Below are 12865 nucleotides of genomic sequence, written 5' to 3'. Positions count from 1 at the left end.
TGCGCCGATAGCGGGTACAGTAATGCTTCATTAATAAACAAGCAGCCTGCCACCATGATCAAGCACATTGTTTTCTGGAAACTCAAAGACCACGCCGAAGGCGCCGACCGCGCCACGAACGCCCTGAAACTGAAAGCCCTGCTCGATGCCTGTTCGGATCTGGTGCCCGGCATCTTGAAATTCGAGGTGGCCGTGGCCCAGCCGGGCCTGGAAGCGACCTACGACATCGTGCTGTACAGCGAATTCGCCAGCCGCGCAGCGCTCGACGCTTACCAGAACCATCCCGAGCACGTGAAGATCAAGCCGTTTTTTGGTGCCGTGCGGGAAGCGCGGCAATGCATGGATTACGAAGTGTAGTGACACCGAACCAAACCTACTGCGCGTCGGCATAGGTGGCCTGCGATGCTCACCGCCTCGGCGGCCCCGTACTTCGGTACGGTTGCGCTTCTCGGCCACCTCTCCCTTCCGCTCGCTACGGTTTTGTTCGGTGTCGTGAATATCAATGTTAGCCATCAACTTTATTGACAGGAGCCTTCATGACCACCTACCAACGCATCGTCCTCGCCTCGCGTCCCACCGGAGAAGTGCAGCCGGATAACTTTCGTCTGGAAACGAAAGACATTCCCGCCATCCAGGACGGCCAATTGCTGGTGCGGAACCAGTATCTGTCGCTGGACCCGTATATGCGCGGGCGCATGAGCACGAATAAAAGCTATGCGGCGCCGCAGGCGCTCGATGAAACCATGATAGGCGGCACGGTGGGCGTGGTGCTCGAATCGAAGCATCCGAAGTTTGCCGCGGGCGACACGGTCGTGGGGACCCTGGGCTGGACGGAAGTGGCCGTGTCGGACGGCACCATGCTGCGCAAGGTCGACACGACGCATATTCCCGCCTCGGCCTACCTGGGCGCCGTCGGCATGCCGGGCATGACGGCCTGGTATGGCTTGAACCAGATCATGGCGCCGAAGGCGGGTGAAACCGTGGTCGTGTCGGCCGCCAGCGGTGCCGTGGGCAGCGTCGTGGGCCAACTGGCGAAATTGAAAGGCTGCCGTGTCGTCGGCATCGCCGGTGGCGCGGAGAAATGCGCGTATGTGGTGAATGAACTGGGTTTCGATGCCTGCGTCGACTACAAGGCGGGCAACTTGGAAGCGGACCTGGCGGCGGCCACGCCGGACGGCATCGACGCCATCTTTGAAAACGTGGGCGGCGCCGTGTTCGACGCGGCCCTGGCGCGCACCAACGCGTTTGGCCGCGTGGCCCTGTGCGGCTGGATCGCCGGCTACAACGGCGAGCCGACGCCGCTCGACAATGCCCGCTTCATCCTCACCAACCGCCTGACCGTGCGCGGCTTCATCGTGTCCGAGCAGCCGGAATTCTGGCCGCAAGGCTTGAGTGAACTCGCTACCTTGGTGGCGACGGGCAAGCTGAAATTCCGCGAATCCGTGGCCGAGGGCCTGGCCAGCGCACCCGAGGCCTTCATCGGCCTGTTAAAAGGCCGCAACTTCGGCAAGCAGCTGGTCAAGCTCAGCTGATCTCTCTGTGGAAAGGCAGGCCGTGCGACAATAACGGCCTGTCTCTTTTTACCTTACACCATGACCAAGCACACCATCCGCCTCGGCGACTGGGCCACCCTGGGCCTTGACGCCACCGCCATCCGTTTCGAAGTTTTTGTCGATGAACAGAAAGTGCCGGCCGAGATCGAACTCGACGACATGGACGCCGTCTGCCTGCACGCCGTCGCCTACGATGACGCCGGCAATGCCATCGGCACGGGCCGGTTATTGCCCGACGGTCACATCGGCCGCATGGCCGTGCGCCAGCCGGGCCGCGGCACGGGCGTGGGCGGCGCCATCTTGACCTTGCTGATGGGCAAGGCGCGCGAACGCGGCGATGCGGCGGTGGTGCTGAACGCGCAAACCGTGGCCGCGCCATTCTATGCGCGCCACGGTTTCGTGCAACAGGGGGAGGTGTTTGAAGAGGCGGGGATTGCGCATGTGGAGATGCGGCTGGTGTTTTAAACGGTGCTTCCGGTGTTGTCGGATTACGGCCTGCGGCCTAATCCGACCTACGCCGGCTATGGTAGGTCGGGTTAGCGCAAAGCGCGTAACCCGACACCACCAGCACCCTCAGTTCTGCGCGTGGCTCTGACGCCATTTGTCCAGGATCACGGCCAGCACGATCACGACGCCTTTCGCCACATACTGCCAGAACGACGACAGTCCCAAAATCGTCAAGCCATTGTTCATCACGCCGATGATCAGGGCGCCGATCACGGTGCCCCAGACGGAACCGACGCCGCCCATCAGGCTCGTGCCGCCCAGCACGACCGCCGCGATGGCATCGAGTTCATAACCGGTACCCCAGTTGCCGTTGGCCGCATACAGGCGGCTGGCCGACATGGCGCCGCCCAGGCCGGCGAACAGGCCGCTGATGGTGTAGACAAACATCAACACGAGGCCGACCTTGATCCCCGTCAAACGCGCCGCCTGGATATTGCCGCCCACGGCATAGATATGCAGGCCCAAAGTCGTCTTGCGCAAAATAAACCAGGTCAGCACGACGACGGCCGCCGCCAGCCAGATCAGCCAGGGCACGGCCAGGAAGCTGCCGTTGCCCATCCATTCGAAGCTCGGGATTTCCGTGTTCAGCACGCTGGTGCCGTCGGCCAGCAGATAGGCGGCGCCGCGCAGGGCCGTCATGGTACCCAAAGTCACGACGAAGGGATTGAGGCCGACGAGGGCGACCAGCACGCCATTGAGCGCGCCCAGCAGCAGGCCGACGATGAGGAAGGCGGGAATCGAGAAGCCGGCGAACTGGGCCGACAAGGACATCAGCATGCCCGCCACGGCCGAGACGGCCAGCACGGAGCCGACGGACAAATCGATGCCGCTGGTCAGGATGACGAAGGTCATGCCGGACGCCAGCACGATATTGATCGACACCTGGCGGAAGATGTTCATGGTGTTGTTGCTGGTCATGAAGGTCGACGTGCCGTCGGCCGAGAAATACAAGGTCAAGCCATACATGGCCAGGTACAGCACGACCAGCACGGGCAGCATGCCCAGGCGGCGCATCAGGTTCGAGGCATTGAAGGGTACACCGGCGCGCGGGGCGCCGCCTGTGGTAGTAGTTGTCATGTTGAATCTCCTGAATGATTATTCTTATGCCGCTTCCAGCTGGGTCGCATAGGCAAGGATGTTTTCCTGCGTGATATCGTCGCCCGTCACCTCGCCCGTCAGGCGTCCTTCGCACATCACCATCACGCGGTCGCAGATGCCGACCAGCTCGGCCAGCTCGCTGGAAATGCACAGCACGGCCGTGCCCGCGTCCGCCAACTGGTGGATGATCTTGTAGATTTCGCTCTTCGCGCCCACGTCCACGCCCCGCGTCGGTTCGTCGAGGATGAGGACTTTCGGTGCGATGGCCAGCCAGCGCGCCAGCAAGACTTTCTGCTGATTGCCGCCGGAGAGTCCCCCGACGATGCCGTCCGGGCCCGAAACCTTGACGTTGAGGTTGGCGATCGCCTCGCGCGTGAGCTGGGTCAGGGCGCCACGGTTGACCACGCCCGCCGTCGAGTGCCTGGACAGGATGTTCATCGACATGTTTTCCATGGCCGACAATTGCATGAACAGGCCCAGGCTCTTGCGGTCTTCCGGCAAATAGCCGATGCCGTGGCGAATGGCCGCCAACGGCCGCTGGATGTGCACTTCCTGGCCGTCCAGCCACACTTGCCCCGATTGCTTCTTGTCGGCGCCAAAGATCAGGCGCGCCAGTTCCGTGCGGCCCGCACCGACCAGGCCCGCGAGGCCCGTCACTTCGCCCGCATGCAGGGCAAACGAGGCAGGCTTGACCTTGCCGCCGCCCACGTTGTCCACGCGCAGGCGCTCGGCGCCGCGCGTCGTGCGCCGCTGGTGCGCATAAAAGTCGTCGGCGGGGCGGCCCACCATCATTTGCACGACTTTCTTTTGATCCAGCTCATCCTTGCCCAGTTCGCCCACATAGGCGCCGTCGCGCAGCACCGTGATGCGGCGCGCCAGGCGTTCCACTTCGGCCATGCGGTGGCTGATGTAGAGCACGGCCAGGCCCTTGTCGCGCTGTTCTTCGATGATGCGGAACAATTGTTCGGTTTCCCGGTCTGACAGGGCGGCAGTGGGCTCGTCCATGATCAGGATGCGGCTTTCATGCACGAGGGCGCGGGCGATTTCCACCTGCTGCTGCTCGGCGATCGACAGGGTGGACACCATGGTGTCGGCGTCGAAGCGGGAACCGAGGTCGGCCAGGATGGCGTTCGTGCGCGCGCGCATTTCTCCGCCCTTGACGGTCCAGAACGGTCCTTGCGGCTCGCTGCCCATGAAGACGTTCTGCGCCACCGTCATGTTCTTGGCCACGCTCAGTTCCTGGTAGATCAGGTTGATGCCGAGGGCGCGGGCCTCGCCCGGGTTGCGGATCTTGATCGGCTTGCCGTCGAGAATGATTTCACCGGCATCCGGTGTGTACACGCCCGAGAGGATTTTCATCAGGGTGCTCTTGCCGGCGCCGTTTTCGCCCATCACGGCATGGATTTCGCCGCTGCGCACCGTCAGGTGCACGCCGCGCAGCGCGCGCGTGGCGCCAAAGCGCTTTTCGATGCCGCGCATTTCAAAAATAATATCGTCGCTCATGACTGTCCTTCCTTGCGGGTGAAACTGGCGCCGCCTGCCCGCAGGCTGGCGGCGCCACGTGGTTCAGGTCAGGCAGATCAGTTCTTTACCCAGCCCGTGTAGGTGGCGACGTTTTCCTTGGTGATGGCCGGGGTCGGCAACAGCACCATGGTCTGTTTCGGCGTGCGGCCGTTCATGATGTCGTAGCCCATCTGCACGGCATCGGTCGCCATGCGGTACGGATTTTGCGCCGAGGTGGCGGCAAACAGGCCGGCCTTGTTTTTCAGGGCGTTCTGGCCATCGGGCGCGCCATCGACTGCCGTGATCAGTTTCACGTCCGTGCGCTTCGATTGCTTGATCGCCAGTTCGGCGCCGATGCCGGTCGGGTCGTTGATGGCGAACACGGCGTCGATCTTCGGATGGGCCGTCAGCAAATTCGACATCACGGTCATGCCGCCGTCGCGGCTGCCGCCCGCATTCTGGTTGTCGGACAGTATCTTGATGTCCTTGAAGGCGGCCAGGGTCTTCTTGCAGCCGTTGACGCGGTCGATCACGGACGTGACGGGCGGGCCGTTCAGGATCACCACATTGCCCTTGCCGCCGATCTGCTTGGCCAGGTAGGCGCACGACACGTCGCCCGCCATGGTGTTGTCCGACATCACGGTGGCCGAAGCGCCCACGGCGCCCACGTCGACGGCGATCACCACCACGCCCGCATTGCGCGCCTTCTTGATGGCCGGGGCGATGCCCTTGGAATCGACGGCGTTCAGGATGATGATGTCGGTCTTGTTGGCGATAAAGTTCTCGATCTGGTCCACCTGGGTGTTCAGGTCATACTTGCTGGAAACAGTCGTGACTTTCACGCCGGGGCCACCGAGCTTTTTCGCGCTTTCTTCCGCGCCGCGGCCAATCGCCACGAAGAACGGGTTGGCCAGGTCGCCCACGCTCACGCCGATCGATTTCAAAGGCTTGTCGGCGGCGAAGGCGCCGCAGGCGGCGGACAGCAGCAGGGTGGCGGTAATGACTTTTTTCATGAGGATCTCCAAGGGTTTTTATTGTAAAAACAGACTGTGCTACGGGTAAAAACTTAGTGGCTGCGCAATTTCTCGATCATGGCATCGAGCTTGCCCGCATCGACGGCAAAGCCGCGTATGCCTTCGGCCAGCTTCTCGGTCGCCATCGCGTCGTCGTTCAGGGCGTAGCGGAAGGCCGCCTCGTCGTAGCTGACGGCCGGCTGCGCCGCGCCCAGGTCGCCGCCGAGCGCGCGCTCGACCGGTTCGCTCGACGCTTCCAGCTTGGCCAGCAGGTCCGGGCTGATGGTCAGCAAGTCGCAGCCGGACAGGGCCGTGATCTGCCCCACGTTGCGGAAGCTGGCGCCCATCACTTGCGTGGCGATGCCATGTTGCTTGTAGTAATTAAAGATGCGCGTGACCGATTGCACGCCTGGATCGTTGGACAGGCTGCGCGCCGCTTCGTCCCATGCCGCGCCCAGCGATTTTTTATGCCAGTCGTAGATGCGGCCCACGAACGGTGAAATCAGCCGCACTTTGGCATCGGCGCAGGCGACGGCCTGGCAAAACGCGAACAACAGGGTCAGGTTGCAAAAGATGCCATCTTTTTCCAGTTCGCGCGCCGCCTGGATGCCTTCCCAGGTGGCGGCGACCTTGATCAGCACGCGCTCGCGCGCGATACCCGCTTGCTCATACAGGGCGATCAGGCGGCGTCCGCGGGCCACGGTGGCGTCGCGGTCAAAGCTCAAACGGGCATCGACTTCGGTCGAGACGCGGCCCGGCACGACCTTTAAAATTTCCAGGCCGAAGCGCACCAGCACCTGGTCGACGATATCGTCGAGCGCAGCGTCCTTGTGCGCGGCGACCGTGCTTTCCAGCAAGGGCGCGTAATCGGGCTGCAGCACGGCTTTCAAGATCAGCGACGGGTTGGTGGTGGCATCCTGCGGCGCAAAGCGCGCCAACTGCAGGAAATCGCCCGTGTCGGCGACGACGGTGCTGTGTTGCTTCAGTTGTTGCAGTTGATGTTGCAGCTGAGTCATTACTATTCCTTATCACTGAGTTGGTGCAGGGCTTGCACGGCTGGAAACAGGCTACGGTAGCGGCCGTAGCGCACGCCCAAGGCCGCAGAGTGCGCGGCATCGGGCAAGAAGATGTTTTTCACGGGCAGGCCGGTGGCCAGCGGGGCGGTTTCGCCGATGGCGGCAAAGCCCAGCTTGGCCGCGCCGAGGCTGGCCGACAGTTCGCTGTCGTGCAAGGTGCGCATTTCGCGGCCCAGCACATTGGCCAGCAGCTGCGCCCAGTACTGGCTGCGCGCGCCGCCGCCCACCAGCAGGCAGTGGGGCACCACGGCACCGGTCGAGGTGACGGCGGCCATGGCGTCGCGCAAGGCAAACGCCACGCCTTCGAGCACGGCGTAGCCGAGCTGCGCCGGCGTGCTGTCGTGGCCCAGCTGCAAGAAGGCGCCGCGCACCTGCGGGTCGTTATGCGGCGTGCGCTCGCCCGACAGATAGGGCAGGAACAGCGGTGCCGACGGCGCGATGGGGGCCACGAGCGGCAGGGCGCTTTCCACCAGCGCCAGCAGCGCCGCTTCGTCGGGCTGGCCCAGCACGCCGGTGGCCCAGCGCAAACAGCTGGCACCGGACAGGATCGCGCCCATCGCATACCAGCGGCCGGGCAGGGCGTGGCAAAAGCTGTGCACGCCGCCGGCCGGCTTGCCCAGCGGCGTTTCCGTCACGGAAACGATGGCGGCGCTGGTGCCGAGCGAAATAAAGCTGTCGCCGCCATTGACGGCGCCGATACCGACGGCCGAGACGGGATTATCGCCGCCGCCACCGGCCACCACCACGTCCATGGGCAAGCCCAGTGCATCGGCGACGGCGGCCAGTACCGTGCCCGTGGCCGCGTCGCCTTCCACCAGCGGCGGCAGCTGCTCGAGCCGCAAGCCGCAGGCGGCCACCATGGGCGCGAACCAGGCGCGGCGGGCCACGTCCAGCCACAGGGTGCCGGCCGCGTCGGACATGTCGGTGATCCTGTTGCCCGTCAGTTGCAGGCGCAGATAGTCCTTCGGCGACAGCACGCAGGCGATGGCGGCAAACGCGGCCGGTTCATGCTTTTGCAGCCACAGCAGCTTGGGCGCCGTCAGCCCCGCCATGGGCAGGCTGCCCGTCACGTCCGCGTAGGCGCGATAGTCGCGCGCCAGGGCGGCCGCTTCGGCATCGGCGCGCGCATCGTTCCACAGGATGGCCGGGCGGATGACGGCATCGTTGCCATCGAGCAGCACGGCGCCGTGCATCTGGCCGGACAGGCCGATGCAGGCGATCTGCGCGTAGTCTTGCGGAAAGGCGCTGCGCAGCTGGGCCAGCGCGTGGACGCAGGCGGCCCACCAGTCCTGCGGCGCTTGTTCGGACCAGCCCGGCTGCGGGCGGCTCGTGTCGATGCGCACGGAGGCCTGGCCGCGCACGGCGCCAGTGCTGTCCATCAGCACGGTTTTCAGTTCGGAGGTACCGAGGTCGATACCGAGGGAAATCGCTGGATGCATGTGTTTTACTGTCAAAGGTCAGGGGCAGCCGCAGGAATTGCGCACGCGCAAGGTCGGCGACAAACGCTGCACGTGCTGGGCACGGCCCGGGTTGGCGATACGGTCGATTAACAGGTCGACGGCCATGGCGCCCAGCTCTTCGAGCGGCTGGGCCATCACCGTCAAACGGGGGCTGAAATAATCGGCCCAGTCGAAATCATCGAAGCCGGCCAGGGCCACGTCTTGCGGTACCGCAATATGGGCATCGCGCAAGGCGTGCATGGTGCCGATGGTCATCAGGTTATTGCCGGCCACGATGGCCGTCGGGCGCTGCCCGGGGGGCAGGGCCAGCAGTTCGCGCGTGGCCGCGCCGCTGCGCTCCAGGTTCGAGTCGCCCGAGCGCAGCAGTGCCGGGTCAAACGCGATATCGGCGCGCTGCAAGGCCAGGCGGTAGCCCGCGATACGCTCGTGCGTCGTCGACAGGCCCGGCGCGCCGCTGATGAAACCGATGCGGCGGTGGCCGTGGGCGGCGACCAGATGGCCGACGAGTTCGGCCGTCGCCTCGATGTTTTCCACGCCCACCTGGTCGAAAGGCTGGGGCGACATGCGGTCGACCAGCACGGAAGCGATCTTGTTGCTGGTCAAATAGTCGAGGGCGCGGTTGTGCGGATCGCCGGACGGCGCCAGCACGATGCCGTCGACGCGGCGCTGGTGCAGGTTCTGCACCACTTTCAATTCCTGCTCCGGATCGTCATGCGTATCGGAAAACAGCATCATCAGGCCGTGGCGCGTGCAGGCGGCCTCGATGGCGCGCACGGTTTCGCTGAAATAATGGTTGGTGAAGGCGGAAATGGCCACGCCGATGGTGCCTGACGAGGAGCCTGCCAGCGCGCGTGCCAGCATGTTCGGCACATAGCCGATCTGCTGCATGGCCGCGTTGACGGCGGCGACGGTTTTCGGGCTGACCTTGCGGGTGCCGTTGAGTACGTGCGAAACGGTCGACAGCGATACGTCCGCCGCCCGCGCTACATCTTCCATGGTGGCCATGGTGTCTCCTGAGGTATTTTTTATTATTGTGTACTGCGATAGTGTGTGGCTGTGTCGCCGCGTTTGAACCTATCGTAAACAAAAGAAAGCGCTTGCGCAAGCGCTTTCTTTTTTGTGCGGATGGATGGCGGGCGGGTTTTCGATGAGGATAGGGAAGGCTTGCGCAGGTCGAATTAGCGCGCCGCAGGCGCGCGTAATCCGACTTCGGGGACGGCGGTGATGTTGGTTGAGGGGGGCGGTGATGCTGGTTGAGGGCGCTGGTGTTGTCGGGTTACGCGCTTGCGCGCTAACCCGACCTACCCCGACCTACCCCGACCTTGCCTGGTGCAAGGTGGCGTTATTGGATCACCAGCTCATGCAGTTCGCCGGGCGAGTCCGGGAACAGTTTGACGACGGTGGACGTGCGCGTGCCGTAACCGGGCGTGTCGATGCAGACGGCGGACAGCACGCGCTCGAGGTCGAGCGGCACGCCCGTGTCGGGCAGGCGGAAGTCCGGTGCGCGCGTGGTGTCGGCCAGCATGTCGAAATACGCTTCGTCGGGCGCGCCCTGGCACAGCAGGCTGGCGAACTGGGCCTTGGTCTTCAGCACCTTCGGCCACGGCGCGTCCAGCAGGGCGTTCGACAGGCCGTAGATGCCCGGCTCCAGGGGCTGGCCGTTGCGCGCATCGCCATCGCCGCGGTTGGAAAACCAGATCAGCGTCTGCGCGTCGCCCAGCACCAGGTTGAAACCGTTGTAGGCTTTGCAGCCGGGGCGGATCTGCGCGATGTAGTCTTGCGGCGACATCGTGCCGGCCAGATAGTCGGCCACCAGCGCGCCGCGCGAGGGCGCATCGGGGTTGCGGTCTTGCGGGCTGCGGATATTCGTGATGGCGGCAAAGCGCGAGCTGCCGCTGCCGGACTGCGTGATGCCCATCCAGCTGCCGCCCGCCTGCAGGTCGCGGCCCGCATACACTTGCGGGTGTTCGGGCCAGGCGCCGGCGGGGGCGCTGGCGCGCTCATAGAATTCGTCGCGGTTGGCGGCGGCAATCAGCGGGATGTGCGGATTGACTTTCCAGGCAAAAACGATCAGGCACATGGGGGCAAATCCATGAACACTTCCGTATGGCGCGCGCCGGCCGTCAGGGACAGCAAGCCGGCCTCGTCGGTGGCACTCGCCAGCAGCTCCGTAAAACCTTCACCGACGACGGGATAGATTTCCATCCACGTCTGCAAGCCATCCTTCACTTCCGGGCGGCGCTTCAGTTGCGGCGCCACGCCGCAGGCGGCCGCCAGTTTCGCTTGCAAGGCGCGCACCCTGGCTTCCAGCGCCTGGGCGTGCTCTTCCTTTACTTGATAGTAAATGTACAAATCTTTCATGGCATTCTCACAAGTCGAGTGCGTCGAGCACGTAAGGCATGGACAAGAAGCGCACGGCTGCGCCCTGGGCCGAGGCGTAGCGCACGGCGCCCGCTTCGCTTGAACCCTGCTCGATCGCCCCCAGCTTCATTTCCACGAGGGCGTCGATGCCGCCGGCACCGTTCGGCGCGGCGTTGACAACCATGCCGCAAGGCTGCTCGGGGTCGCTGACGGCAAACAGTTCACCGCCCGCCACGGCCGCTGCATCGGCGATGCTGACGAGGGTGGTGCGGCGCTTGAGCTTGCCCAAGTACTGGCTGCGCGCGACGATTTCCTGGCCCGGGTAGCAGCCTTTCTTGAAGTTGACGGCGCCCAGCAGCTCGAAATTGACCATCTGCGGCACGAATTGCTCTTGCGTGGCGGCCGTGATCTGCGGAATGCCCGCATGGATTTCCGACAGGCGCCAGCCATCACTGCCGCCCTTGGCCAGCTGTGCCGCCAGTTGCGGCCATGCGTCGCGCGCCGTGGCGGCGGACGTCAGCCACTGGTAGCGCGGGGCGCCAAACGCATCGGCCACGCGCAGCAGGGTGCCCAGCGCGTGCTCCACCTTGCTGAACGGCGCGGCGGGCAAGGCGGGGAAGAAGGCCGACAGGGCCGCGCCGGCTTGCGTGCCGCCGAGGCCCAGGACGACCTGATTGCTTGCATCAGGGGTCGCGTCGTGCAGCTTGGCCTTGGCGCGCAGCACGAACATCTGCAGGCGCTTCTGGATGGCCGGCTGTATGGCGCGCGGCAATTGCAGATAAATGGTGGTGGCGTTGCGCCACATCAGGAAACTGGCCAGCAGCCTGCCTTTCGGCGTGCAGTAGCCGGCCAGGCGCACTTGCTCCTGGTTCAGGTGGTCGACATCGTTGGTCAGCTGGCTGTGCAGGAAACTGGCCGCATCGTCACCCTCGATGGCGATCAGGCCCTGGTCCGTGATGACGGCGACAAAACCTTCTTGCAGCTGGGACACCGCCAGGGGCTGGCCAAAATCGGCGACGGGGAGGACGCCGGTGGCAAGAACGGTGCTGTCAGGCGCGCCTGTTCCAGGAACGGGGCGGGCGCCTTGCGCGACTAAAAATTGATTCCAGTTATTCATAATTTCCATTAGATCAGCGATTAAGCATTATCATTACGGGTTCATTATAGTGATGTCGCGCGGAACGCGTCGGCAACGGCAAGATTCCCAGTGCCGCTGCCGCTTTCCACGGACTTGCTTCATCAATGAACGATCATAACAAGCGCGCGTTGCTCGCCAGCGCGCGCATCACAAGAATCGGAACAATGGCTTTCTTTAAAAAACTTGTAGTCAGTTCAGTCATCGCCGCCATCGGCGTCGGCGGCACGTTTGTGTACTGGGCGCAGCAGCCCATCACGACGGACGGCGAAGCGATCCCGTTTACGATTACGCCGGGCAGCGGCGCGCATGCGGCCGGCCAGCAGATCGCGGACGCGGGCGTGCCCATCGTGCCCATCCTGTTCAACCTGCTGGCCCGCATCGAAGGCAAGACGTCGAAGATCAAGGCAGGTTCCTACGAATTGAAGCCGGGCACCACGCCGCAGCGTTTGATCACGCAGCTGGCGCGCGGCGAGTTCGCGCAAGAGTCCTTGACCATCATCGAGGGCTGGACCTTCAGGCAGATGCGCGTGGCCATGGCCAACCATCCCGGCCTCAAGCACGATACGGCGGAGCTCAGCGACAAGGCCTTGATGGCGAAGATCAGTCCCGAGTATCCCTTGCCGGAAGGCCTGTTCTTCCCGGACACCTATCTGTTCGCCAAGGGCGCCAGCGAAATGCAGATCTTCAGGCAGGCGCATACGGCCATGATAGGGCGCCTGTCCGAAGCGTGGGACAAGCGCGATCCGGCCCTGCCGTATAAAAACCCGTACGAGGCGCTGATCATGGCGTCCATCGTGGAAAAGGAAACGGGACAGAAGTCCGAGCGGGCCATGATCGCCGGCGTCTTCGTCAACCGCCTGAAGACGGGCATGCTGCTGCAGACGGACCCGACCGTGATCTATGGCATGGGCGACAACTACCAGGGCAAGATCCGCAAGCGCGACCTGGAAGCGGACACCCCGTACAATACCTACACGCGTGGCGGCTTGCCGCCCACGCCGATCGCCTTGCCCGGCGCGCAATCGCTGACGGCGGCGCTGGCGCCGGCCCGCACGCAGGCCCTGTATTTCGTCGCGCGCGGCGACGGCACCAGCCAGTTCTCGGCCAACCTGCCCGACCATAACCGCGCCGTGAACCAGTACCAGCGCTAATATCC

Annotated in this window: 13 protein-coding genes; 4 read left to right on the top strand and 9 right to left on the bottom strand. The window is 64.2% G+C overall.

The annotated features are described in order from the left end of the window. The first annotated feature begins 54 nt into the window (after positions 1-54). The 3 genes from AC3RCJ_RS16235 (at position 55) to AC3RCJ_RS16225 (ending at position 2018) form a co-directional block, all read left to right on the top strand. A complete protein-coding gene (locus AC3RCJ_RS16235) occupies positions 55-357 on the top strand; it encodes a Dabb family protein (protein WP_492958042.1) in 303 nt (100 codons plus the stop codon). Positions 358-536: 179 nt separating this feature from the next. Beyond that, complete coding sequence (locus tag AC3RCJ_RS16230; protein WP_492958040.1) at positions 537-1532, top strand: NADP-dependent oxidoreductase; 996 nt, start codon at positions 537-539, stop codon at positions 1530-1532. Between the two features lie 60 nt (positions 1533-1592). Next, entirely contained in the window at positions 1593-2018 is a 426-nt protein-coding gene (locus tag AC3RCJ_RS16225) for a GNAT family N-acetyltransferase (protein WP_492958038.1), read from the top strand. A 108-nt stretch (positions 2019-2126) separates the two neighbouring features. Here the strand turns inward: AC3RCJ_RS16225 and AC3RCJ_RS16220 are convergent, their stop codons facing one another. The 9 genes from AC3RCJ_RS16220 to ygfZ form a co-directional block, all read right to left on the bottom strand. Continuing rightward, complete coding sequence (locus AC3RCJ_RS16220; RefSeq protein ID WP_492958035.1) at positions 2127-3137, bottom strand: ABC transporter permease subunit; 1011 nt, start codon at positions 3135-3137, stop codon at positions 2127-2129. Positions 3138-3161: 24 nt separating this feature from the next. Further along, entirely contained in the window at positions 3162-4661 is a 1500-nt protein-coding gene (locus AC3RCJ_RS16215; RefSeq protein ID WP_492958033.1) for a sugar ABC transporter ATP-binding protein, read from the bottom strand. Positions 4662-4738: 77 nt separating this feature from the next. Next, positions 4739-5674, bottom strand: a complete 936-nt coding sequence (locus tag AC3RCJ_RS16210) for an ABC transporter substrate-binding protein (RefSeq protein WP_083708248.1) — start codon at positions 5672-5674, stop codon at positions 4739-4741. A 53-nt stretch (positions 5675-5727) separates the two neighbouring features. Further along, positions 5728-6690: a transaldolase gene (tal, locus tag AC3RCJ_RS16205; RefSeq protein ID WP_492958031.1), complete on the bottom strand. Its 963-nt coding sequence runs from the start codon at positions 6688-6690 to the stop codon at positions 5728-5730. 2 nt (positions 6691-6692) lie between these two features. Further along, positions 6693-8177: a xylulokinase gene (xylB, locus tag AC3RCJ_RS16200; protein WP_492958283.1), complete on the bottom strand. Its 1485-nt coding sequence runs from the start codon at positions 8175-8177 to the stop codon at positions 6693-6695. A gap of 30 nt (positions 8178-8207) precedes the next feature. Continuing rightward, entirely contained in the window at positions 8208-9215 is a 1008-nt protein-coding gene (locus AC3RCJ_RS16195; RefSeq protein ID WP_492958029.1) for a LacI family DNA-binding transcriptional regulator, read from the bottom strand. A 337-nt stretch (positions 9216-9552) separates the two neighbouring features. After that, entirely contained in the window at positions 9553-10290 is a 738-nt protein-coding gene (locus AC3RCJ_RS16190) for an NRDE family protein (RefSeq protein ID WP_492958027.1), read from the bottom strand. After that, positions 10281-10571 (bottom strand): DUF4936 family protein, encoded by a 291-nt coding sequence (locus AC3RCJ_RS16185; protein WP_492958025.1) that lies wholly within the window; start codon positions 10569-10571, stop codon positions 10281-10283. Before AC3RCJ_RS16185 ends, AC3RCJ_RS16190 begins: the two co-directional genes overlap by 10 nt. A 7-nt stretch (positions 10572-10578) precedes the next feature. Continuing rightward, positions 10579-11697, bottom strand: a complete 1119-nt coding sequence (gene ygfZ, locus AC3RCJ_RS16180; protein ID WP_492958023.1) for a CAF17-like 4Fe-4S cluster assembly/insertion protein YgfZ — start codon at positions 11695-11697, stop codon at positions 10579-10581. Between the two features lie 176 nt (positions 11698-11873). Here ygfZ and mltG point away from each other — a divergent pair, with 176 nt between their 5' ends. After that, positions 11874-12860 carry an endolytic transglycosylase MltG gene (mltG, locus tag AC3RCJ_RS16175; RefSeq protein ID WP_492958021.1) on the top strand — a complete coding sequence of 329 codons (987 nt, stop codon included), beginning with the start codon at positions 11874-11876 and terminating at the stop codon, positions 12858-12860. Positions 12861-12865: the final 5 nt, after the last annotated feature.

The sequence above is a fragment of the Janthinobacterium sp. GW822-FHT07H11 genome (assembly GCF_058798615.1).
This window is presented reverse-complemented; position numbering and strand designations above follow the sequence as displayed.

Bases quoted from the DNA above. Each gene is read 5' to 3' on its own strand.
- AC3RCJ_RS16235 (WP_492958042.1), top strand. From the start codon at position 55: ATGATCAAGCACATTGTTTTCTGGAAACTCAAAGACCACGCCGAAGGC.
- AC3RCJ_RS16230 (WP_492958040.1), top strand. From the start codon at position 537: ATGACCACCTACCAACGCATCGTCCTCGCCTCGCGTCCCACCGGAGAA.
- AC3RCJ_RS16225 (WP_492958038.1), top strand. From the start codon at position 1,593: ATGACCAAGCACACCATCCGCCTCGGCGACTGGGCCACCCTGGGCCTT.
- AC3RCJ_RS16220 (WP_492958035.1), bottom strand. From the start codon at position 3,137: ATGACAACTACTACCACAGGCGGCGCCCCGCGCGCCGGTGTACCCTTC.
- AC3RCJ_RS16215 (WP_492958033.1), bottom strand. From the start codon at position 4,661: ATGAGCGACGATATTATTTTTGAAATGCGCGGCATCGAAAAGCGCTTT.
- AC3RCJ_RS16210 (WP_083708248.1), bottom strand. From the start codon at position 5,674: ATGAAAAAAGTCATTACCGCCACCCTGCTGCTGTCCGCCGCCTGCGGC.
- tal (WP_492958031.1), bottom strand. From the start codon at position 6,690: ATGACTCAGCTGCAACATCAACTGCAACAACTGAAGCAACACAGCACC.
- AC3RCJ_RS16195 (WP_492958029.1), bottom strand. From the start codon at position 9,215: ATGGCCACCATGGAAGATGTAGCGCGGGCGGCGGACGTATCGCTGTCG.
- AC3RCJ_RS16190 (WP_492958027.1), bottom strand. From the start codon at position 10,290: ATGTGCCTGATCGTTTTTGCCTGGAAAGTCAATCCGCACATCCCGCTG.
- AC3RCJ_RS16185 (WP_492958025.1), bottom strand. From the start codon at position 10,571: ATGAAAGATTTGTACATTTACTATCAAGTAAAGGAAGAGCACGCCCAG.
- ygfZ (WP_492958023.1), bottom strand. From the start codon at position 11,697: ATGGAAATTATGAATAACTGGAATCAATTTTTAGTCGCGCAAGGCGCC.
- mltG (WP_492958021.1), top strand. From the start codon at position 11,874: ATGGCTTTCTTTAAAAAACTTGTAGTCAGTTCAGTCATCGCCGCCATC.